This window comes from Lacinutrix algicola (genome assembly GCF_001418085.1).
GTDB classification, from domain to species: Bacteria; Bacteroidota; Bacteroidia; order Flavobacteriales; family Flavobacteriaceae; genus Lacinutrix; species Lacinutrix algicola.
The window spans coordinates 1-24253 of the sequence record NZ_LIQH01000046.1; the positions used below are offsets into that span (position 1 = coordinate 1).

At 30.3% G+C, this 24253-nt stretch carries 23 protein-coding genes; 1 reads left to right on the forward strand and 22 read right to left on the reverse strand.

Annotated elements, in window-relative coordinates; all coding sequences use genetic code 11:
* Positions 1–149: 149 nt before the first annotated feature.
* The 20 genes from ASC41_RS16225 to xerA form a co-directional block, all read right to left on the reverse strand.
* Positions 150–947, reverse strand: coding sequence for an SH3 domain-containing protein (locus tag ASC41_RS16225; RefSeq protein WP_055436632.1), 798 nt, complete (start codon positions 945–947; stop codon positions 150–152).
* A gap of 153 nt (positions 948–1100) precedes the next feature.
* Complete coding sequence (locus tag ASC41_RS16230; RefSeq protein WP_206542931.1) at positions 1101–1946, reverse strand: YiiX family permuted papain-like enzyme; 846 nt, start codon at positions 1944–1946, stop codon at positions 1101–1103.
* A 654-nt stretch (positions 1947–2600) separates the two neighbouring features.
* Positions 2601–3101, reverse strand: a complete 501-nt coding sequence (locus ASC41_RS16235) for a TPM domain-containing protein (protein WP_083477238.1) — start codon at positions 3099–3101, stop codon at positions 2601–2603.
* A gap of 152 nt (positions 3102–3253) precedes the next feature.
* Positions 3254–4201, reverse strand: a complete 948-nt coding sequence (locus ASC41_RS16240) for an HNH endonuclease (RefSeq protein WP_055437700.1) — start codon at positions 4199–4201, stop codon at positions 3254–3256.
* A gap of 1065 nt (positions 4202–5266) precedes the next feature.
* On the reverse strand, positions 5267–5941 hold the full coding sequence (locus ASC41_RS16245; RefSeq protein ID WP_055437701.1) for a hypothetical protein: 675 nt from the start codon (positions 5939–5941) through the stop codon (positions 5267–5269).
* Between the two features lie 526 nt (positions 5942–6467).
* Positions 6468–6821 carry a hypothetical protein gene (locus ASC41_RS16250; RefSeq protein ID WP_055437702.1) on the reverse strand — a complete coding sequence of 118 codons (354 nt, stop codon included), beginning with the start codon at positions 6819–6821 and terminating at the stop codon, positions 6468–6470.
* A 156-nt stretch (positions 6822–6977) separates the two neighbouring features.
* Positions 6978–7484 (reverse strand): hypothetical protein, encoded by a 507-nt coding sequence (locus ASC41_RS16255; protein ID WP_055437703.1) that lies wholly within the window; start codon positions 7482–7484, stop codon positions 6978–6980.
* A 1517-nt stretch (positions 7485–9001) separates the two neighbouring features.
* On the reverse strand, positions 9002–9757 hold the full coding sequence (locus ASC41_RS16260) for a hypothetical protein (protein WP_055437704.1): 756 nt from the start codon (positions 9755–9757) through the stop codon (positions 9002–9004).
* A gap of 160 nt (positions 9758–9917) precedes the next feature.
* Positions 9918–10556 (reverse strand): hypothetical protein, encoded by a 639-nt coding sequence (locus tag ASC41_RS16265; protein ID WP_055437705.1) that lies wholly within the window; start codon positions 10554–10556, stop codon positions 9918–9920.
* Positions 10557–10723: 167 nt separating this feature from the next.
* A complete protein-coding gene (locus tag ASC41_RS16270; RefSeq protein WP_055437706.1) occupies positions 10724–11107 on the reverse strand; it encodes a hypothetical protein in 384 nt (127 codons plus the stop codon).
* Complete coding sequence (locus ASC41_RS16275; protein WP_152971507.1) at positions 11091–11489, reverse strand: hypothetical protein; 399 nt, start codon at positions 11487–11489, stop codon at positions 11091–11093. Before ASC41_RS16275 ends, ASC41_RS16270 begins: the two co-directional genes overlap by 17 nt.
* A 240-nt stretch (positions 11490–11729) precedes the next feature.
* A complete protein-coding gene (locus ASC41_RS16280) occupies positions 11730–12392 on the reverse strand; it encodes a hypothetical protein (protein ID WP_055437708.1) in 663 nt (220 codons plus the stop codon).
* A gap of 164 nt (positions 12393–12556) precedes the next feature.
* Entirely contained in the window at positions 12557–13402 is an 846-nt protein-coding gene (locus ASC41_RS16285) for a DUF3800 domain-containing protein (RefSeq protein WP_055437709.1), read from the reverse strand.
* Positions 13403–13561: 159 nt separating this feature from the next.
* The gene (locus tag ASC41_RS16290; protein ID WP_055437710.1) at positions 13562–13915 is read right to left on the reverse strand and encodes a hypothetical protein; all 354 of its coding nucleotides are present in this window, start codon (positions 13913–13915) and stop codon (positions 13562–13564) included.
* A gap of 153 nt (positions 13916–14068) precedes the next feature.
* Positions 14069–14566, reverse strand: coding sequence for a hypothetical protein (locus tag ASC41_RS16295; RefSeq protein ID WP_055437711.1), 498 nt, complete (start codon positions 14564–14566; stop codon positions 14069–14071).
* Between the two features lie 299 nt (positions 14567–14865).
* Positions 14866–15243, reverse strand: coding sequence for a hypothetical protein (locus ASC41_RS16300; RefSeq protein WP_152971508.1), 378 nt, complete (start codon positions 15241–15243; stop codon positions 14866–14868).
* A gap of 188 nt (positions 15244–15431) precedes the next feature.
* Positions 15432–15908 (reverse strand): hypothetical protein, encoded by a 477-nt coding sequence (locus ASC41_RS16305; RefSeq protein WP_055437713.1) that lies wholly within the window; start codon positions 15906–15908, stop codon positions 15432–15434.
* A gap of 160 nt (positions 15909–16068) precedes the next feature.
* Positions 16069–16788, reverse strand: a complete 720-nt coding sequence (locus tag ASC41_RS16310) for a hypothetical protein (protein WP_152971509.1) — start codon at positions 16786–16788, stop codon at positions 16069–16071.
* Between the two features lie 442 nt (positions 16789–17230).
* Positions 17231–18151 (reverse strand): hypothetical protein, encoded by a 921-nt coding sequence (locus tag ASC41_RS16315; protein WP_055437715.1) that lies wholly within the window; start codon positions 18149–18151, stop codon positions 17231–17233.
* Positions 18152–18222: 71 nt separating this feature from the next.
* Entirely contained in the window at positions 18223–19350 is a 1128-nt protein-coding gene (gene xerA / locus ASC41_RS16320; RefSeq protein WP_055437716.1) for a site-specific tyrosine recombinase/integron integrase, read from the reverse strand.
* A 97-nt stretch (positions 19351–19447) separates the two neighbouring features.
* Here xerA and ASC41_RS16325 point away from each other — a divergent pair, with 97 nt between their 5' ends.
* Entirely contained in the window at positions 19448–19831 is a 384-nt protein-coding gene (locus ASC41_RS16325) for a hypothetical protein (protein ID WP_055437717.1), read from the forward strand.
* 120 nt (positions 19832–19951) lie between these two features.
* Here the strand turns inward: ASC41_RS16325 and ASC41_RS16330 are convergent, their stop codons facing one another.
* Positions 19952–22411: a TonB-dependent receptor gene (locus tag ASC41_RS16330; protein WP_055437758.1), complete on the reverse strand. Its 2460-nt coding sequence runs from the start codon at positions 22409–22411 to the stop codon at positions 19952–19954.
* Between the two features lie 21 nt (positions 22412–22432).
* Positions 22433–24118: a M23 family metallopeptidase gene (locus ASC41_RS16335; protein WP_055437718.1), complete on the reverse strand. Its 1686-nt coding sequence runs from the start codon at positions 24116–24118 to the stop codon at positions 22433–22435.
* Between the last annotated feature and the right edge of the window lie 135 nt (positions 24119–24253).

The following is a 24253-nucleotide window of genomic DNA, read 5'->3' on the forward strand; positions in this document are numbered from 1 at the left end:
AAATTACACACAACGTTGTTGTATAAGCTTTGTTGCGTTGTTTAAGCAGTGAATTTAGTAAATAAAACACGAACGGCGAAATTCCGGAGGAATTTCCCAAGTGAGCTAAAACCAGCAATAAAGTTTATACGGTGTTGGCAAATCGTTTTTTATTTTTCCTTTTCTAACTTTGGAAATAAATCATTATTTTTCCATTCTAATTCTCTACTCGTTTTCTTGATTTCTATCCAATTAGTTTCTTCATCTTCATAATTTCCGATTTCCTTTTGATAAACTATTTTTCCTTTTATTCCATCTTTATCTTTAGGGAAAATTAATTTTTCTTCTAACCAATAAATTCCAGCATCTGAAACTTGAGATATTTCCAAGACTTTTTTCAACTCAGACTCTGTTTTGAAGAAGTAAATTCCTCCACCATCGATTCCACAAGCTTCTGATAAATAATTCACAAACAAAATATTCTCTAAATTATCAATTCCTTTATTATCAAAAATGTCAATTGAAAATTCATAAGTTTCTAAAATAGAAATATTTTCGGTTAGTTCAGATTTTTCATTCAAATGACGTATGATAATTGAGTAATTATCTTCTATTTTTTTATAAGTAAAAAAGTATTTTGAGTTTTTAAATTCCTTTTTTTCTAACGAAATTAATCCACCAAGTAAATAACCAACTTTATTATTGTATTTAACTTTATAAAAAGGTGATTCAATTCCGTTATAATTTAACTTGTTTTCAGTTTTTTCAAGTATTAGTATTTCTGTTCCAATTTTAAGTAAATCAATCACTTCAGATGTTAAATTTGGAAGTTTCCTGAATTTGACATCATTTCCAAATAAATAATAATGTTCTCCGCTTTTAAAGTCAAAATTCGGATTATGATATTTTATTTCTTGACTAAAAGAAAAGCTTGTTATTAAAAGAAATAATAATGTTAATTTTTTCATTCTTTAATGTTTGCCAACGTTGTTGTATATGGTTTGTTGCGTGTTTCAAGCAACTAATTTAGTAAATAATTACCGACCAAGAAAGTCCGAGAGGACTTTCGTAAGTAAGCAATAAGCTAGCAATAAATTATATACGGTGTTGCCACACGTATTTTATTTTTCCTCAATTGTTATTAAATTTTCAGAATTAAACATTTCGGCTGGGGAAATTACTTTTTCATTCATAGGTATATTTTCTCCATATCTTTCTTTCATTTTGTTCTGAACAATTTCATTAGATAAATCAAAGTCAGAAAGTCGTTCAAGTTTTCCAATTTCTATATTCGCTACTTCTTTGTAAATTTTCCAAACGAGTTCAGAGCAATATATTTTATCGTCAGACCATTCAAAGTATATATCGTAAGATTTTCCTTTGAATTTTTCTCCGTAAACTTTCATTTCGTTCACAACTCTATTTGTTAAAATATTTTCAGAGTTCTTAATTCGTTTAATTACATAATGTCCATTTTCTCCACGATTTTTCCATTCCTGTAATGGTGTCAACTTAACTGGCTCAACTGCCTCAAAAACAAAAAATTTTCCGTCATTTTCATAGATAATTCCCATATGACTATATTTCGAGTTTGTCGCCAATTGAATGGCTTTACTCTGACTCGATTTTGAGGTTTGGAATATTATATCTCCATTTTTAAGGGATTGGTTGTAATTAATTTCTTTCTTGGTTAATGTGATTTCTGTTGGATATTTATAATCTAAGATTTTCATATAAATATAGAAAGTCAAAACTGGCAAAATTCCAATTAATATTCCCCAAAATTTAAAATTCGGAAGTTTTCTCGTTTTTTCATTAATTGCCAAGAATAAAATTCCAACTCCTATTGATATAAAAAATAAATAAGTTGGCCACATTTTTTCAGTAAACATTCGATAATTCATTACCAATCCATAAATAATATATGCAATTCCGAATATTCCTAAAGGTGTTTTGAAGTTCTTCATTTATATGTGTGGCAACGTTTCATGTATGGAAAGTTGCGTGTTTGTATGCGAGGATTTTCCGAAGGAAAATCAGAAGCTGGCAAACAAAACAACTACCAAAAAGTTAGGACTAAAATAGCCATTTTTTATACATTTTGTTAGCGAACGTTATAATTTCTCACTTTTAGGATTGATTTAATTCTCTAACATTTATAAAACATTGTTTTAGTGATTTTTATTTACCACATTTAGATTTTCCGTACAAAAAGTAAATCCGCCGTAATATTTGCGTTTTGCTATGGTCAGAAATTTTAGAGTTTAGATTACGTACAGAATATCAGTCCGACGCAATATTTGCGCATTGCACTTGTCCGAAATCGGTTGAGTAAGTAAATCCGTTGCCTTTTATGTTAAAAGTCTTTTAAGAAGCTAATTTGACGAAAGAGTAATGTTTTAATTTTTTTGATAAAATTAAAATCACAGAGTTAGAAATTAAGGAATTTCACTTTTTTTTGAGCCGAGTGAGCAATGTTCGCTAACGTTGTTGTATAAGCTTTGTTGCGTTGTTCAAGCAGTGAATTTAGTAAATAAAACACGAACGGAGAAATTCCGAAGGAATTTCCCAAGTGAGCTAAAACTAGCAATAAAGTTTATACGGTGTTGTACACAGTACTTTTATTTCCATTGTTTTAAAATCTCTTCAATTCCTTTATTAATTCCGTTATAATAATTTCCGTTTTTAAATTCAGGAATCATAATGTTTTCAATAATCTCTTTACGAGTTTGTTTTAATAAAATATCCTTTGTATCCATAGCAATTCCAATTCCAATATTTTTTAGAGATTTGTTCAAAGTGATTATTATTCCGCTATTTGTTCCAAGTACATTAACAATACTCCATTCTTTATTCAACTTCTCTCTTGAAGGGTTTATTAAAATTATAATCTGTTTTCCATTTTCTTTTAGCAGTTTAACTAACAGTTTTTCTAATTCCTCATTTTGTTCTAGTGTAAAGGTTTTGTCTAAATCATTAAGGTAAGTGAAAGGTTTCGCTTTATAATTTTCAGGCATATTAGAGAAATCAAATTCCACTTTTGGAAGCTTTTCCTCTTTTTTTTGTGCATTACAAGAAAATAAACTCATTGTTAGAATTATTAAAAGTATCTCTATTCTCATTTTTTTTGTATTGTGTACAACGTGTTTGTATATGGTTTGTTGCGTGTTTTAAGCAACTAATTTAGTAAATAATTACAGACCAAGAAAGTCCGCGAGGACTTTCGTAAATAGGCGAGAAGCCAGCAATAAATTATATACGATGTTGGCAGTAGTTATTCTTCGTTATCTATTTCTAAATCTTCAAATCTTTCATAACTCAATTGTAATTTAACTTCTTCATTCTTCACCTTTTCCGTTGAAGAAAAATCTAATATTTTATATTTCGGAGCACCAAATTCATTTTTAGAATCAAAAGGAGTCGGTATAGCCGTAAATTGAATTTCTCCAGAATCTTTATTAGATAATGGTAAATATATTTGAAAAGTATAATTTCCATATGCTAATAAAAAAATCATATATGGAACATTATCCTTATGCTCTTCTTTTCTCTTAAATAATAAACAAGAAGTGAAATCATGAGGAAGTGGACCAGGAGTAAAAGAATAAAAGCATTTCAAGTTATTAAGACTAAACCTGCTATTATCGTGCTGTTCTTCGTTTATCCATTCTAAAGTATTCCTAAAATTCTCTAATTCACTTTCGTCTATAATTGTAAGTGCCATTTTAGTAAGACATTTGTATATTGCAATTGGTATATATGTTGCTCTTATTGTTTTTAATGTGATTGTTTTATTAACTTCGTCAAAATCAAAAATTTCTCTTTCTCCATCATGAGCTTGAATTTTTAAACCGTCTTTTTTTAAATCAATTCTAGATTTTTCACCTCCTTTTCTTACAGATGGCACACCTTTTTTACCTCGAACTTGTGACATTGTATGATTTGGGTTCATATAATCTCCCATGTGAGTTTCTATAGTTCTTGCAAATTTACTATTACAAGAATCACATTCATAATAACTTAAAAGATTATGATTGTTTACAAATTCAGGAATTGCATGAGCGATTTTATTAAATAGAACTTCAGGTTCTGTTTTTTTACAAAACCTACACTTTTTATCTTCTTTATTTCCTAAATATATTTTTTCTGTAGTATTAAGATGATATGTTTTATGAGGAATATAATTGTTTTCTAGTATTATCATTCTTTTTTCTACTGTCATTTTTGGATGTTTTTAAATAGGAGAATTTCTGTTCTATAGTGAGTTTTTAATTACTGCCAACGGTCTAGTATATGGTTTGTTGCGTGTTATTTGCACGTAATTTAGTAAATAATAACGGAATAGAAAAGCCGAAGGGCTTTTCGTGAGTAGGCTAGAAGCAGCAATTAATTATATACATTGTTGGCAGCAGGTTTTAATTTTTTATTAGTCAGCCGTTATACTTGCGAAATGCTGATAAATTTAATTTTTATTCGTACGTTTTTAAGGAACGTAGCTCCAGGAATTATTTATTTTTTTACTTAAAATTCTAAATTCAGATTGTTTTTTTTGCGCTCAGTTCAGACGTAAGTTTTGATTTTTTTTAAGAGTCAGATTATTAAATTTAATTTTTTCTGCGCAATCTTGAAATTTTTGGACCTAAAAAACAAGTACAGACTATAAGAGGAAGAAGGAAAATTGTAGATCTGCACAACTTGCTGCCAACGGTCTAGTATATGGTTTGTTGCGTGTTATTTGCACGTAATTTAGTAAATAATAACGGAATAGAAAAGCCGAAGGGCTTTTCGTGAGTAGGCTAGAAGCAGCAATTAATTATATACATTGTTGGCAGCAGGTTTTAATTTTTTATTAGTCAGCCGTTATACTTGCGAAATGCTGATAAATATAATTTTTATTCGTACGTTTTTAAGGAACGTAGCTCCAGGAATTATTTGTTTTTTTACTTAAAAATCTAAATTCAGATTGTTTTTTTGCGAACAGTTCAGACGTAAGTTTTGATTGTTTTTTTTTTAGAATCAGATTTTTAAATTTAATTTTTTCTGCGCAATCTTGAAATTTTTGGACTTAAAAAACAAGTACAGAATATAAGAGGAAGATGGAAAATTGTAGATCGGCACAACTTGCTGCCAACGTTGTTGTATATGGTTTGTTGCGTGTTTCAAGAAACTAATTTAGCAAATAATTACCGACCAAGAAAGTCCGCGAGGACTTTCGTAAGTAGGCAATAAGCCAGCAATAAACTATATACGGTGTTAGGTGCTTTTATTTTTTTTTAATCTCTATAATTTAACCTAAAACTAAAAAACTTTTTTGAATTATATCTGATAATACGTCATCCAAAACTTTCTTTGATTTTTCTAAATATTCTAATTGTAAATCGTCTGTTTTCAGATAAAATTTATTTTCACTTTCAATGAAACCAATTTTATCATTAAAATCATTGATTAACTTTTCTTTTTCATCGGAATTCTTATATTTTGAATTCTCATGGATAATTTTATTTCTTAAGATTTGAAATTTTTTCAACCTAGGTTTATGCCTATTTACTAGTTCTACATTTAAGGCTGATGTTAACATTAAATATTCAAAAGAATTTTTTATATAATCTCCACCTTTTAAATTTTCAAGAGAGAATTTATGATTAGTTTCTTTTTGAATTAGAAAACAAATTTTTGATAAATGTTCTTCCAAAAAGCTATGAACCAATGCTATTGAGGAATGGTAGTATAATGATGTTATAGTATTCAGACTTGTTTCAAAAATATCCTGAATCATACTTTCATTATCTGGGTCACGATTAGTGTCTTCGAATAGTTCATCTTGTAGTCTTGTTTGATTATCAAGAACACTCTGTCTATTTAATTCGAAATATTTTTTTAAATAATCATATTCTTTAGTCAAACGATTATTAAAATACGCTAAATCAATTTGTTTGTTATTAGTTTCTTTATTAGTAAACATAGTATTTAATAATCTGTTTTTTAATAACTAAATATTTTTTATTTAAGCCGAGTGAGATAATTGCACCTAACGGTTAAGTATAAGGATTGTGCGTTTTTGCTTGCTGGGATTTTCCGCAGGAAAATCAGAAGCTAGCAAAAGAAGCGCTTCCATTGTTTAGGTACTAAATTAAGCATTATTTTTATACAATGTTGCCGTACGTTAGAGGAATTATTTTATCTACTTAAGAGTTGCGCAAAGCTTAGTAAATCCGTTTAACAAAGATTGCGTGTGAGTGAGGTCAGTCGTACGCAAAGATTGCGCAATTAATGGATCGGAAACCGTTATTTATTTTAATCGACTTTTGAGTGAATTATCGTTTTTTAGAGCCGAGTGAGCAATGGACGGCAACGTTTATGTATAAGAATAGTTGCGGGTTTGTATGCGAGGATTTTCCGAAGGAAAATCAGACGTTACAAACACGCAACGACCTTTGATTAAACACTAAACCGCAATTATTTTTATACGGTGTTGTAGCCAGTTTTTATTATTTTTCTATTCCGAAATTTGCCCAATTCAGAGTGTTAAAATTTTCATTCCGATAGTTAGTTAATTCCGATTTATTAAACATCAATTCCACTTCATTTTCGGTTCGGTCAAAATTCACAATCCAATGCGAACAAATTCTGTCAGTCAATTCAATTGATTCCAAAATCGAATTATTTTGGTCAGCCATTTTTCCAATAATTTCAATTCGGTATGAGTTTTTCAGTTTCGCATATTTTGAGATTTCAAATCCGTTTTCACAATTCAGAGTTTCGCATATCAATTCCGCAAACTTTTTCCCTTTTTCAAGAGAATTTTGGTTTTCAGTAATTAAAGTTAATCGAAAGTTCTTCATTTTCTCAAATTGGCTACAACGTTGATGTGTATGGTTAGTTGCGTGGTTAAGCAACTAAGTTAGCAAACTAATCACAGATAGAATATTCCGCAGGAATGTTCGTAAGTCGGCAGTGACCAAGCAATTAATTATACACGGTGTTGGCAAATCGTTATTTTAATTCGCGTTCTGCCATTCACAACCATTAGTTCTTTGTTCTTTAGTTAGAGTCCAAACGTTAATTGCTTTACTCTTAAGTTTGTTTTCAGATTCAGGTTCCACCAATTCAATTTCCATAATACATTCAGTCGCAATTTTGTAATCAGAATTTTCTATTAAATATCCATTTACATAAACTCCGTTATTTTTTTCAATTCCGAAAAATTCATTTAATTCAGATTGTGTTTTAAAAGCAGTTTCTTTCTTTAAACTGACAAAAATAATTCCGTTTTCAGACAGATTGAAGAATTTATGTTCTTTCCGATTTGGTTTGCCTTTAATAACACTTATTTCATCAATCAATTCTTTTGTTGTTCCGATAGCACTTTCATTCCCAATAATGTCTTTTTCAATGATGATTGTCGGACAATTATTTTTTACAGTTGGTAATTTCACGTATGTATCTTGAGAATAGATATTCGTAAAACAGAAAGTAAAAATTAAAATAAAAATTATTCTTTTCATATGCGTTTCGTTAATGTTTGCCAACGGTTACGTATAAGGATTGTGCGCTTTTGTTTGCTGGGATTTTCCGTAGGAAAATCAGAAGCTAGCAAAAGAAGCACTTCCATTGTTTAAGGACTAAATTAAGCATAATTTTTATACAATGTTGCCGTACGTTACAGGAATTATTTTATTGGCTTAAGAGTTGCGTTAGGTTTAGTAAATCCGTTTAACAAAGATTGCGTGGGAGTGAGGTCAGTCGTACGCAAAGATTGCGCAATTAATGGATCGGAAACCGTTATTACTTTAATCGACTTTTGAGTGAATTACCGTTTTTTGAGCCGAGTGAGCAATGGACGGCAACGGTTACGTATAAGGATAGTGCGTTTTTGCTTGCTGGGATTTTCCGTAGGAAAATCAGAAGCTGGCAAAAGAAGCACTTCCATTGTTTCAGGACTAAACTAAGCATTATTTTTATACAATGTTGCCGTACGTTACAGGAATTATTTTATAGGCTTAAGAGTTGCGTAAAGCTTGGTAAATCGGATTAGTAAAGATTGCGTAATTAATAAATTGGAATCCATTTAATTTTATCGGCTTAAGAGTTGCGTAAAGTTTAGTAAATCCGTTTAACAAAGATTGCGTTGGAGTGAGGGCAGTCGTACGCAAAGATTGCGCAATTAATGTATCGGAAACCGTTATTTATTTTAATCGACTTTTGAGTGAATTACCGTTTTTTGAACCGAGTGAGCAATGGACGGCAACGGTTAAGTATAAGGATTGTGCGTTTTTGCTTGCTGGGATTTTCCGCAGGAAAATCAGAAGCTAGCAAAAGAATCACTTCCATTGTTTCAGGACTAAATTAAGCATTATTTTTATACAATGTTGCCGTACGTTACAGGAATTATTTTATCGGCTTAAGAGTTGCGCAAAGCTTAGTAAATCGGTTTATCAAAGATTGCGTGGGAGTGAGGTCAGTCGTACGCAAAGATTGCGCAATTATTGGATCGGAAACCGTTATTTACTTTAATCGACTTTTGAGTGAATTATCGTTTTTTAGAGCCGAGTGAGCAATGGACGGCAACGGTTAAGTATAAGGATTGTGAGTTTTTGTTTGCTGGGATTTTCCGCAGGAAAATCAGAAGCTAGCAAAAGAAGCACTTCCATTGTTTCAGGACTAAAATAAGCATAATTTTTATACAATGTTGCCGTACGTTACAGGAATTATTTTATCGGCTTAAGAGTTGCGTTAGGCTTGGTAAATCCGTTTAACAAAGATTGCGTGGGAGTGAGGTCAGTCGTACGCAAAGATTGCGCAATTAATAGATCGGAAACCATTATTACTTTAATCGACTTTTGAGTGAACTACCGTTTTTTGAGCCGAGTGAGCAATGGACGGCAACGTTCTTGTATATGGTTTGTTGCGTGTTTCAAGCAACTAATTTAGTAAATAATTACGGATAAAGAAAGTCCGCGAGGACTTTCGTAAGTAGGCGAGAAGCCAGCAATAAATTATATACGGTGTTACCACACGTTTTTTATTTAGGTAAGTATGGGTTTAAATATTCTTTTTGGATTAATTCATTTGAAATTTCAATAAAATCATTCAAATTCTCACTTAATTTTTGAATTTGTTCATTGGATCGGCCACTTTCGATTTTATTCTCAATTTGATTAATTCTTAATCCATAATGCTTGTCAAATAATTCAGCCGTCAATCTCGTATCATTATAGAAGTGCGGTAAACAAACATATTCCATAGGCAGACCTTTTCTTTCGTTTATAAACGATAAGTCAATGCTATTTTCTAAGATGTCAACATTTTTTTTTAATGACTCAGTAAAATCTTTATTGAATTCGGTATGTTTTTCTGTTTCATATTGGTGAATTCCTGTAGTAAAAAAGTCATTTTCTATAATTACCGGTGTTCCTGCTTGTTCTGAGAAATCATTCTGATTGTAAGATGTAGTGTCAAGTTTTAAAAACAGATAGTCTTTTCTTAAAAACTGTTCAACATTTACAGTTTTTTTAAATTGTTTTTCATACCATTTATTGTAATCCGTATATTTCAAGTGAGTAAAAAAACTAAACGTAATAAATGCATTTCCTGATTTTTCATCCCAAATGAATCGATATCCATTTCTATATAACCAATAAACTAAAGAGAAGCCATTTTTTGAAAAGGTCAATTTACTTTCAGTCTTCTTTAGTTTGAAACCTAAACTTTTCAGTTCAGTAGAAAGCTCGACCAATACTTTGTCGTTTAAAATCTTATTTATTGATGAGTTCTTCATTGTTTTCTCAAATGTGTGGTAACGTGATTGTGTATGGTTAGTTGCGTGGTTAAGCAACTAAGTTAATAAACATTTACGAACCCGTGAATATTCCGCAGGAATATTCGCAAGTAAGCTCAATGCAGCAATTAATTATACACGGTGTTAGGCATCTGGCTTTTTATTCCAAAAGTGCTTTTATTTTCGACCAAAAACTGTCTTCTTTAAGTTTTCTTTTATCTTCTTCTTTTCCGATTTTTTCAAGAAATTCGATTGGGTCAGAAAAGAATTTCACAGCATTTGAGTTTTTTATATCTTCAAAAATCAATTCAGTTTGTGGTTCGAATAGAATTCCCTCTGTATTTAGAACCATTAAATCATTTTGACTGCATACATTCAACATACCATTTAAAAATTTCATTGCATTTTCTTTATTTCGCAAATCAGTTCTAAATTGAAATTCAGAAATTATATTTGTTTTCTTGTCGTAAGCAATATGTGCGTCATTATCTTCTTCTTTTTCTGAATTTCCTTTCCAACCGATAAATCCTCTTTCTCCATCATCATTCCAATCTCCACGTGTAACGTATTGGTCAATTTGTTCCGAAGTTTTTTTAATATCGAGTTTAATATTGTTCCACCATTTTATTGTTCTTGCATCCTCAAAATTTGGTTCTGGATAACCATTGTCATAAGTTACATTTTCCCAATAAATTTTCCAATTAATAAAATCGATAAAAAGAGTATCTGGTATTTTTCCATACTTTTCAAGTATAGCTTTTTTTGGTATTATGTTCAATTGGTATTGCCAAATTGCCATTTTATTCGCGATTTTTTTTAGCTTGTGCCTAACGTTGTTGTGTATGGTTAGTTGCGTGGTTAAGCAACTAATTTAGCAAATAAATCACAGATAGAATATTCCGCAGGAATGTTCGTAAGTCGGCAGTGAACCAAGCAATTAATTATACACGGTGTTGTAACCAGTTTTTATTCTTTTTTTATTAATTCAGTTATTTCATCAAGACTTAATTCCATCATTCTTTTATGAACAAATCCAAAAAATATAACAAAAAATATTGCTGCCGGAAGTCCAACAAAAATTCCGTGCTCATAAGTAAATCCAACTGTCCAAACAATTAAAAAAATCAGAACAGCAATCAGAATATTATTTTTCGGTTTTGATGTAAGTTTTACTTCAAGAGAATTTAGTTCGCAAGCAAAGTCATAGAATACTTTTCCATAAATCGTTATTACTCCAGTCCCTATGTCAATTTTTTTATGGTTGAATTTTTTAATTGAGTCAACTAATTCCAATTTAGATTTTTCTGTTTTGACAATTCTGTCAATTTGGAAGTTATTTGTTAGGTTCATTATTATTCAGTAATGATGTATATATTTTCATTATTCGTTTGTCATAAATTCCGAAAGATGATTTTGTAATTAAAGCTCCAATAATTGGAAAAGTGAACATTAAAATCAGTTCAAAACTTAAAATACTTTCTCCGTTGATTAATTTATAGATTGAAATTCCCCAAAGTCCAACGAACATTGCAATCAGAAACAGGTTTGTAAATAAGTCAAATTCGTTTTTAATTTCAATAGTTGTTTTTTCAGAAGAAACATATTTTAAATTAATGTCTGATATTATATCATATCCAGTTCCATATTTGTTTTTCATTAATCCGTATAATTTCGTTTCGTTCAATTCCGTAACATTTAGTTTGTCATTTGAAGATTTTAAGTTATTTCTCACAATATTGAGAGGTTTTTCGGAAACTAAACTATGTCTTTTTATAAATAACATTCTTTGTAGTTAGGATTTTTCTCAAATTGGTTACAACGTGATTGTGTATGGTTAGTTGCGTGGTTAAGCAACTAAGTTAACAAAAAGGTACGAGCCTGTGAATATTCCGAAGGAATATTCCAGATGAGCACTTACACAGCAATTAATTATACACGGTGTTGTGCGTTCGTTTTTTTATTCATTCGTTTGTTAATAAAATCTACCAACAAGAACTTTAATATCTTTTTTGTCTAAATATATCTTTAGCTTTGTGTCTTTAACTTCAATTTCGTCAATTCGGATACTTTTATATTTGACAGCGTGGATAGAAATGCTCAAATTTTCGGGAAACAATTTTCTATCTAATTCCAGTTTGAATTTACCTTTTCTATCAATTAATAAATCAGTTACGAAAACTTCGTTTGAATAAATATTGACTTTAAATTCATTTATTTTTTTCCAACCAATAAATGCTTTAATTTTTACAATTCCCTCAATTATGATATTCTCAGATTTTAATTCAGTTTGCTCAATAGTAAATGAGTTAGCTTTTTCAGATTCCTGTGCATATAAATTCGGATGGAATAATGAGCTACCAATTAAAACACTTGCAATTCCAATTTTCCTTAAATCAAAAATCGACTTCTTTTTTTCCAATTCCTGAGTTAATTGATTCGTATTTGCTAAAACACAAACATTTTCATTATTTTCTTTATACCAAATTTCAATCTCAGATTTGTTTTTTGTTCTTATATCAAAAACTTTTTCGTTACAATTCTGGCAGAATTTTTCATTGGAAGAAAATGTTTCTTGCATATCATTCCACCTTTTGTTGCAAGGTTTAGGGATAATATATTTCGGATTTTCTTTCATTTTTGAGGTTTCTGTTAAATGACGCACAACGTTGTTGTATATGGTTTGTTGCGTGTTTTAAGCAACTAATTTAGTAAATAATTACCGACCAAGAAAGTCCGCGAGGACTTTCGTAAGTAGGCGAGAAGCCAGCAATAAATTATATACGGTGTTAGCAACTGTATTTATTCTTTTTCTTTTTTTATTCTTTCGACTTCTTCATCCGATAGGTTTCCGTTCAAGTCATATGTTTTTCTTAAAAGTTTATCGTAATATTCCCTTGAATCATCTTCTCCAATTTTAAAATAACTCTTTTTCATATTCAATGTGTTGAAATTAGCAAATTCAGTAATCTGCATAATTAATAAGTCTCCATCTGATTGCTTATTATTCATTAGAATCCATCTGTGTCTATTTAAACAATAGGCAATAAAATCAATAAATTGCATTAAAGGGTCACTTTGTGAATCTATGTATTTTAATTCAGAGTTGACAGCAAAATCCTTTATTTCAACTGACTTTTGAGTAGTGTTTGGCTTTTGCTTTCCGTTATCCACATAAATTTCTAGAGGCAATTTGTATTTTGTGAAAACTGGATTGTTTTTTAATCTAATCAATAATAACCATAAACATAATTGTGCATTGTCAGAAAAATCAAAACCCGAAAGTTTTAGATGTTTAAATTCAGACATTTCATTTCGAATAATGTCGTCATCATTCAGCGATTGTATAATAATTGGACAATTATAGTTTTTATAGATTTGCGCAAAATGCTGAAATATTCCAATTCTGAAATTTACTGGAACTTTTTTAAAATCATTTTTTCCAGAATAAATATCCGTAAAATGAAACTCCTTTATATTCCATTTTTCGCTAATGTTATTTTTCAGAGCAAGTATTAATTGACTTATTTCTGTTCTTTCCGTAGGTTTTAAAACGACAGCAACCCAACTTTTCCAGTTTCCTGGGTCGTATTTGCTTTTGGATTCTTGAGGTGTTCCAGTGTCGTCTATGTAAATTGCTGTTTTCACGGTTTTCGGTATATTGTTGCTAACGTTTATGTATAAGAATAGTTGCGGGTTTGTATGCGAGGATTTTCCGAAGGAAAATCAGACGTTACAAACACGCAACGACCTTTGATTAAACACTAAACCGCAATTATTTTTATACGGTGTTGTAGCCAGTTTTTATTATTTTTCTATTCCGAAATTTGCCCAATTCAGAGTGTTAAAATTTTCATTCCGATAGTTAGTTAATTCCGATTTATTAAACATCAATTCCACTTCATTTTCGGTTCGGTCAAAATTCACAATCCAAGGCGAACAAATTCTGTCAGTCAATTCAATTGATTCCAAAATCGAATTATTTTGGTCAGCCATTTTTCCAATAATTTCAATTCGGTATGAGTTTTTCAGTTTCGCATATTTTGAGATTTCAAATCCGTTTTCACAATTCAGAGTTTCGCATATCAATTCCGCAAACTTTTTCCCTTTTTCAAGAGAATTTTGGTTTTCAGTAATTAAAGTTAATCGAAAGTTCTTCATTTTCTCAAATTGGCTACAACGTTTATGTATAAGAATAGTTGCGGGTTTGTATGCGAGGATTTTCCGAAGGAAAATCAGACGTTACAAACACGCAACGACCTTTGATTAAGCACTAAACCGCAATTATTTTTATACGGTGTTGTAGGTAGTTTTTTATTCAGTTTTTGGAAATTCAATTCCTAATATTTCTGCTTCTCCAATTTTTCTTGCTCCTTCGTGAATCCACCATTTTCGTCCGATATTCATATATTCGTCAATCGGTTGTCTTGATAAAAACCTAACTAAAATTTCTTTAGTTTCTCCAGGCAAAATCCGCTCAGTTTGCTCGAATTGAATATCTCCCATATAAGCATACTTAAATTGTCCGTTTGTTTGATATTCGAAAACGTGATTTGGACGATATCCACTTGCAATTCCAGTTTTCCTTCCGCCTTGTTCAGTTGTAACGAGAGTTAATTTCGCTTTTACGTGAATTAATTCAGGTGTTTCTTCAAGGTCAAAATCAGTAATACTATAATCCGTGTATTTTCCGAAAGCGTGCGTGTCAAAAACTTTTCCGTAACCTAAATTCAGCCATCTTTTGTAAATCAATTTTCCATTGAAATACAAATACAGTTCATTATCATCTTTTATTTCCTTTCGTATTATCACGGTTTCTTAAATTACCTACAACGTTGATGTATAAGCTTTGTTGCGATGTTTAAGCAGTGAATTTACTAAATAAAACACGAACGGCGAAATTCCGGAGGAATTTCCTAAGTGAGCTAAAACCAGCAATAAAGTTTATACGGTGTTGGCATTTCGTTGTTTTTATTCAGACTTTTAATTATTCTGCTTAATTCCTTTTTTTACTTTTTTCAGCGTTTGAGTGAATTCAGTCAGCGTTTTATTCTGCAAACTTTTTCAATTCCGATTGAGTGAGCAATTCCGCAACTTGCTAAATTCCATATTCAATTTTTCTTTTTCCCAAATTCAGACTCAAAATTTAGGTCAGAAATCAAAAGGCTTTTCTTGATTTCAGTGAATTGCTTTAAGTCATAAGGTCCTTCAGGTTTTTCCTTATATTTATTTTCCTTCTTTTTGATTATCCAATAATAAACTTTTCCTTTTCTACTTATTTGAGTTGCTATTATATATTCTTTATTACTTCCAATACTTTTTACACATTCAAGTAAACCAATTCCATCATTCGATAAATATAAGCAACTTGGTTCTCCTGCATTGGTTGATAATCTGTAATTTCCATCTTTCCAATAAGCTGGGTCAAATAAATCAAAACAGCTTGATAACAAGACGCAAATAATTAATATTAAATAAATTTTCTTCATTTCTTAAAATTGTCAATATTGTGTTTTGAGTTTACTGGTCAATGAATGCCAACGTTTATGTATAAGAATAGTTGCGGGTTTGTATTCGAGGATTTTCCGAAGGAAAATCAGATGTTACAAACACGCAACGACCTTTGATTAAGCACTAAACCGCAATTATTTTTATACGGTGTTGTAGTGCGTTTTTATTATCGGATTATTACTGTTTCTGTCATTTTTATATTAGCCATTTTCCCTCCATCATTCAGAAGTTGGTTAATCGCATTGAATTCGGAACTTCTTCCTGCAATATTAACTATCACGTCATTATTCGGATTATCATTCCAATATTGGTCAACAATTTTTTCCATTGTCAAATATTGATGATTATCAGAAAATCGTTTTGATATTCTTTTCGATTCAGAATATTGTTCCAAATATGTTTTTGGCCAATCTACGTCAGCCAACCATTTTCTGACGAATGCTATCGGCAGAAAAGTAATGATTTCAATTCCGCTATTTTCTTCAATTCCATTTCGAGTAAGTAAAGTCAGAAGTTCGTCATTCTCAAGAGATTTTTTACTTCCAATAATATCAATCGACTTTTTAACATCAGAGTCAAAATCCGATGTTTCTTTTGTTGGATTATTATCCTTTTTTCCTAAAATTTTATTCCAAAAACTCATATTTCTCAAATGCACTACAACGTGCTTGTGTATGATTAGTGGCGTGTTTAAGCACCTAATTTAGCAAATAAAAACTGAATAGAAAATCCGCAAGGATTTTCGTAAGTAGGCGAGAACTAGCCATTAATTATACACGTTGTTGCCACACGTTTTTATTCCGCTAATCTTTGTCAAATCCATTAAATTCCATTCTTTTCATTGTCGGACAATTATTTACAATTATATCAAATTCCGACACTTTATCGTTTGGTGTAACGTACTGTTTACTTACAACCTTATCAAAACTATATGTCAATTCATAAACGTTTTTAAATTCAGTTGGTTTTATTGTTAATTCTGCTTTTTCAGATTTAGTTTTCTGTGGAATAGTATTTAATTCTAAAGCGATTTCGTTTTCTCTCAATTTTTTCAATTCAGATATTAAGTCAGCATCTGCTTCAAGTTGATGAAAGAATAGAACAGAATTTTCATTGATTTCGTATGATGGCGTATTTCCGTCACAAGGTTCGTAAATCACGAATTCGTTATTCAACTTTTTTAAACTAATCCAATGTCTCGGAAATCCCTTTAAGTATACTTTTTTGGGTTTGTGTTTTTTTGAAATTTCTTTCTCGTAATAAGAAATTGCATCATTATCCATTCGATTCGGTTTCCAGTTAATTACCTTTTCGTAAATCTCCGAATTTCGTGTTGTGTCGATAAAAAGTTGATGTTTTGTTAAGTCAAGACTTTTGGGATTATTTCTTTCCAAAATTGTGTCTAAATCAATTTTCCACGCAGGAATTTCAGTCGGTTTATTTTCCGCCTGTTTTGGTTCTTTTTTCTGTTTGCAAGAAATCAGAATTCCCAATATTAATGTTATGTATATAGTTTTCCTCAAATGTGTGGCAACGGTTACGTATAAGGATTGTGCGTTTTTGCTTGCGAGGATTTTCCGAAGGAAAATCAGAAGTTAGTAAAAATGCATAATCCGTTGATTCAGGACTAAATTAAGCATTATTTTTATACAATGTTGCCGTACGTTACAGGAATTATTTTATCTACTTAAGAGTTGCGCAAAGCTTAGTAAATCCGTTTAACAAAGATTGCGTGTGAGTGAGGTCAGTCGTACGCAAAGATTGCGCAATTAATGGATCGGAAACCGTTATTTACTTTAATCGACTTTTGAGTGAATTACCGTTTTTTGAGCCGAGTAAGCAATGGACGGCAACGTTTATGTATAAGGTTAGTTGCGTGGTTAAGCAACTAAATTAGTAAATAGAAAACGAACCAGAGGAAATTCCGAAGGAATTTCCAAGTAGGCGAGAACCAAGCAATTAATTTTATACGGTGTTAGCCACAGTTTTTCTTTCGGAATATAATTTCCATATGAAATAAGTCAGTCCTAAAAATCTAACCAAATAGTTTAATTCATTAGTCCAATAGAATTGCGATAAAAATTTATAATTAGAAAATTCCAAATCAGTTTTGTCTATAAGATATTCCGAAACTAAAAAGTTGTTTCCTGAAGCTAAAAGGACTAATATAATTCCAACAGATAATAGGATATAAATATTCTTTTTAGAAGGGATTTTATTCTTTATTATTCGGTTGTACATTGAAATTAAGATTACAACAGACAAAAAACCAAATAGAACATTAATACCTAATATTATAAATTCGTTTTCTATTTTTAAGAGTGTATAAATCCAAGTAAGTATTGAAGTCGAAATTAGATATACCTTTTCAAATAATAAATAACATAATACACTTGATATTCCAACTTTCAAAATTTTAGATTTTTTTTCAAAGTTCTGTTTTTCTAACGAGCCCAATCTTATTAGATAGAATATTAGTATTGCAAATGAAACAAATAAGAAAAAAGCAATTGACCACGATAATTGATTAAAATAGGTTTCTTTAAATGAGCCAAGTTCAGAGATTGACATATATTGATTTCTATAAATATCAGTTCCCTCTCTAATAAAAGTCAGAACTATTAAAACTATAAACAGGGAAAATATAGTTTTGAAAGTCGGAATAATTGATTTTAATATACTTTTATTAATGGAAATTATCAAAACAATAATTGGCAAAACTCCAGTAACAATTCCATTTAAAGTCAATAGAATTATTTCATTTTCAATTTGGAATTTTAAATTAAGTATTAGTAGTAGTTTTATTAAAATGTAATGACTTACTCTTAAAATCAAATAGCATAAAATACTAAATGTTCCTATTTTTAGTATGTCATTTTGTTTCATTTACGTTCTGATTTTAAATTGTGGCTAACAATTGTATATAGTTAATATTAACTATATATCTATTATATGCACTAATGTAGTAAATCTTTAATCTCTGTAAAAGAATTTGTTGCAACATGTGTATAAATTTCTGTTGTTTTAGTTGAATTATGACCTAATAATAACTGTATATAACGAATGTCTGTTCCGCTTTCTAATAAATGAGTAGCAAAACTATGTCTTAAAATATGTGGTGTAACTCTTTCTTTAATTCCTGCTTTTTTTGCAGCTTTAACAACTATTTGTAATACACTTGAGGTGCTGTATTTGTTCCCAGGTATAGGGCTTTCAAAAAGATAGGTTTTAGGTTTATATATTTTAAAATACTTTCTCATATCTTCAAGTACACTTTTGTTTAGTACTGTATAGCGATCTTTATTACCTTTTGCTTGTTCAACTCTTATAAGCATTCTTTTGCTATTAATATCTTCTAATTTTAGTTCTAAAAGTTCATTTCTACGTAAACCGGAGGAGTATAAAAGACTTATAATACATTTGTGTTTTAAGTTTTTTGTTTGGCTTATCATTTTAATTATTTCTTCTTTTGCTAATACTTTAGGTAGCTTAGATTCTTTTCTTGGCCTTTCTATGGAATAAAACCGATTTGGCATGCCTAAAACCATTTCGTAATAAAATTTAATAGCATTTATAGACATATTTATATATGAATTTGACCTTTTTTCTTTAATTAATTTTTGTAAATACAATCTAATATCATTCTCATTTATACTAAATAATTCTCTATCCTTATAGTAGTTAATAAAGGACTCAAAACTATAGACATAGTTTTTTACAGTACTATCTGAGTATTTTTTCAATTCTAATTTAAGTAAATATTCTTCAGGACAGGATCTATAATCTTTACTAACTACTCGGTTTTTAAACCAAGTAACATCTGTAGTTATATTATTGCTATTTAATTTTCTGTCTTGAAAAAAATAATTACAATTAACCCACGCAACGTTTTTAAATTTTTCAAAAATTGAATCTAGATTAGATTTGCTATTTAATATATAAACCATATTAAACTCTTTACTCCATTTTGGTTCTGGTAATTCTTTAATTAGAGCTTGTATAACTTTATCGGAATTAAATTGCAGACCAATACATTGCTTTTCTTTAATAAAAAGATGTTTTAGAGTAATATGTTTATTTAGCATTTTAATAATTTTTAAACAATATATTTATATGATATGAAATAGTCGTATATTAAACGAATAGTATTCGTATAATACTCATTAAATGCAGTTTATGTTTATGAACGTTAATAAATGTTTGGCTTGTGAAAAGGAATTAAAAGGTAGATCGGATAAGAAATTTTGCGACCTCTACTGCAAGAGTTCTTTCCATTATAAGAGAACATTAGAAGAAACACCTCAGTTTTATAGTAAAGTAGATAAACAGTTAAAGTTAAATAGGCGTATATTAAAAACTTTCAATAAATCGGGAAAATCAACTGTAAGAGCATCAACAATTATAGATTTAGGTTTCGATTCTAACTTTTTTACACATTATTGGAAAAATGTAAAAGGAGAAGTTTACCTTTTTGTTTACGAATACGGCTTTTTAAAAAAGAAAGAGCACAATTTAGAAAAGTTTATTTTAATAAAATGGCAAGACTATATGTCTCAAAAAAAATAAGCTTATTTATTTAAAATCTTTATTGTTTATTTTGTTTAAGAAATAATGACAACAATAACTTAAATATAATTCATTATAATATTAATGAATTCTAAAAACATATCCAGTTTTTAAAATATATTAAAAACGCATTGTAGTTCTAATATTAAATACTCTAGGTGTTAAGTAATTAGGAATTGCATATTGTCTTTTGCTATATACATCGCGAACCCAAGTATTGGTAATTGAGTTTTGCACATCGAAAACATTAAAAATTTCGAAACCAAAAGAAAGATCCTTGAAAGGTTTTTTCCAACCGCTTTTAAATTGCTTTTTAGCATCTACAACTACAAACTGAAAACCAATGTCTGCACGTTTGTAATCTGGCAATCTACTTTGGTATTGGTATTTGTCTGCATAACTAGGTGAACCACCTGGTAATCCTGTATTATAAACTAAGTTTAAATACATTTTAAAGTTTGGTAAATTAGGTACGTAATCTTGAAAAAGAGCAGCAAATTTTAAACGTTGGTCTGTTGGTCTTGCAATATTACCTCTGTTATTAATATTCTCTTCGGTTTTAAGGTAGCCAAAACTAAACCAGCTTTCTGTTCCAGGAACAAACTCACCATTTAATCGCATATCTAATCCGTAGGCATAAGCGGTAGCATTGTTTTCGGCAGCATAGCGAATACGAACGTTTTCTACGGTATATGGATTTACATCGGTAAGATTTTTGTAATACAACTCTGTAGTTAGTTTAAACGGTCTGTCGTTCATTTTAAAACTATAATCGTTACCTAAAACAAAGTGTACCGATTTTTGAGCTTTTACATTAGGTTGTACAGTTCCGCTAGCATCTCGTAATTCTCTGTAAAATGGAGGCTGATAATATAAACCACCACTAACACGAAATAACATGTCGTTTTTCCAATTTGGTTTGATAGCAAATTGTGCTCTTGGGCTAATTACTATTTGGTTATCTCCAGTTGCATTATCATCTTTTACTTGCCAATTATGTGCACGAACACCAGCATTGTACCAAACATCGGCATCGCCTAAAGTAGAACGTTTACTCCATTGTAAGTAGGCCTGTATTCTATTTATTTGTGTGTTATTTTTTGCCTGCACATTTTGAAAAGCAGTAATAGGAAATGTGTCTGGCTCGTATGGTTCTTGACTAAAACCTCCAGAAGCTGGTGGATTTATAGAAAATCCTGCCGAGTCTATAACTTCCCATTCTATTAAACGATCTCTAATATCTTCTTTTGTGTATTTTACAGACCATTTAATTTCGTTACCCTCAATATCTGCTGTTCCTTTATGTTCTATAGTTGTTATTAATGCGTCTAAATCGTTACGTCCATGGTTTAATTGACCACCAATACCTTCAGAAAATTCTACTTCTCCTAAATCTTCGTCTCCAATATTACTGTTTACTTCTCCTAAACGGTATTGTGCCAAAATATCGAAATGTTCTTCTTCTGTAGTATGATAAGTTGAAGCTACTAAGGCTAAGTTAACATTATCATTTAATTCGTAAGTTCCTTGTAATGCTCCAAAAAGTGTTTGGTAGCTATCGCGCTCTTGTCCTTCGTAAAACACTAATAAAGCTAACGGATTGTCTAAGGTTCCAAAATTGGTTTGTCTGGTTTGTGGCTCGTAATTATATTTGTTAAGCGAAGCGTTTCCGAGGAAACTCAATTCAAATTTATCTGTAAACCTATATGTTAAATAGGTTTGCACATCGGCAAAAATAGGATTATAGTTGGTTTCGGTTTCTTTTGCTTGTACTAAAAGCGAATTGTCTCTGTAACGTAAACCAGTAATGCTTGTAAATTTAGAATCTTTACTCGCTGTTTCTACGGCAACACTTCCACCAAGTAAACTTAAATCTGCAGCGACAGCAAAATCTTTAGGTTTCTTATAAGTAATGTCTAAAACCGAAGATAATTTATCACCATACTTAGCTTGAAAACCTCCAGCAGAGAAATCTACATTTTCTACTAAATCGCTATTTATAAAACTTAAACCTTCTTGTTGTCCAGAACGTACTAAAAAAGGTCTGTAAACTTCAATACCATTTACATATACAAGATTTTCGTCAAAATTTCCGCCACGTACAGAGTATTGTGTGCTTAATTCGTTATTTCCACTTACTCCTGGTAATGTTTTTAGTAAATTTTCTACACCGGCTTGTGCTCCTGGAATTTTAATTAACGTTTCTGGAGCGATGTTTATAATGCCTTGTACGTCTTTTCGTTTTCTTCCGTTAAGAATAATGGTTTCAATTTGATCGACATCTGTTTTTAAAACAGGATTGAACTCGAAAATTTCACCATTTTTTAAGTTAACAGTAACGGTTACGTTTTTATGCGATACATGCGAATACACTAAAGTAACATCGGTATTTGCTTTAACAGTAATTTCGTAAAAACCATTTGCATTAGTGGTAGTACCCGAAGATTCCGTTTTAATATTTACAGCTTGAAGCGGAAAATTGCCTTCGTCTAAAATAACTCCATTTATAGTTGCAGTTTGTGCTAATGCGTAGAGTGGAAGCAGTAAAGTTAATAGTTTAAGAAAATTAGTTTTTGTAATCAAGGTCTTTATTTTTGTAAATTATTTTCTAAAAAAAGTAGTTTCAAAAGTAGTATTATTTCCTACGTTATCTGTAACAATTACTTTTAATTTATTCTTAGTTTCTGTTTTAACAGCATCGTTAAAATCGTAAGTCAATATTTTATTCTTGTAATTGTATTCCATTAAAATCCATTGGCCATTAATAGTCGCTCTATAGTTAGAAATGCCAGTACCTTTATCGTTAATTTTTACTTTTAAATAACGGTATTTACTTAACCAACTTCCGTCTTTAAAATTTACTGCTTTAATTGTAGGTGCAACGGTGTCTCTTGCTAAAACGTATGTTCCTAAATCTTTAGTATAGGTGCTAAGCGTATTTCCTTTTCTTTTTGTAGTAGAATAGCTTGGCCAGTTGTTCCAACCTATTAATTCGGCTATATAAAGTTGTTTTAAATCTTCTTCTTTAAAATTGCTAATATCGTAAGATATGGTGAAGCTTTTCTTTACCGGTAGCACCGGTTTATGCAGTGTAAGTGTATCGTTTTTAACACTAAAATCGATGAAAAAACTATCGTAAAAGGTGTCTTTGTAAAAGCTAACCTTAAAATTGTCTTGTTCTAATTCTGCTTCTAGGTCGTGTTGTATATAATGTTGTGTGGTTACTTTTTCTTCAACATCGTCTGGAAGTTTAACATCGCCTTTAAGTGTAATGTCTAAATTAGTTTCGTTGCCTTTAAAATCACTAATTTTTGCTTTGTAAACCGAAGCTGTACTATCGTAAATAGTAATATAACCGCTATCTATAATGTTATCGTATAAACTTAACGGATTGTTTTCTTCTATAAATAATTTTTGAAGCTTTTGCTTTTTATCTTTATAATGCGAATAATCGATTAAGCGATTTAGATGTTTTGTTTCTTCAAATGAAAAACGTTTAAAATCTATTTCAAAATTCTGAATACCATTATAGTAAGTAGAGATATTATAAACGCCATTTTTGTTGGCTGCCAAATCTTGTCTGTCTATTGTTTCTAAAGCAAAACCAATGGTTCCAAAGGCTTTTAAATCTTCAATTTTATAATCACCATTTTTTTGAGGGATAACACGCAGTTTTTGTTTTTTGTTTGAACCGTTAACATGAGAGGCTGGACCAATAGGATATGCATATACGTTAGAAATTGTTGGTTTTCTAGTGTCTTTAACGTCTACACCAAAAAGCATTGGGTTAATTGGTCTTTCTTCATTATCACGAATTTCGAAATGTAAATGCGGACCAGAGGAACTACCAGTATTTCCTGAATAAGCAATTAATTCGCCTTTGGTAATTTTTAATTCTTCAGGCGTTGGGAAAACTTCAATTTCAAAAGATTCTTTCTCGTATTGTTTCGCTTTAATATAGTCTTCAATTTTAGGACTAAACTTTTGTAAATGTGCATAAACACTAGTGTAACCATTAGGATGAGTGACATATAAGGCTTTTCCGTATCCAAAGTGAGCAATTTTTATTCTGCTAACATAGCCATCTGCAATACCATAAACTTTTAGGCCTTCAATTTGCTTGGTTTTAATATCTAATCCAGAGTGAAAGTGGTTAGAGCGCAACTCGGCAAAAGTTCCGGCTAAAACAATATTAATGTCTAAAGGTGATCTAAAATAGTCCTGCGGATATTGGTTTTGTGAAAAAACAGAATAACTAAGCAGGAAGAATAAAAGGAATTTGTGCATATATAATTTTATATCGATTTCTTGATACAGTTGCTAAAATATACAATTGATTATTAATAGCAAAGACAAATTGAAAGACCAAGCCATAGTATTGATTTTTTGTAGTTTAAATACTAATAATTTGTTTTCCTAATT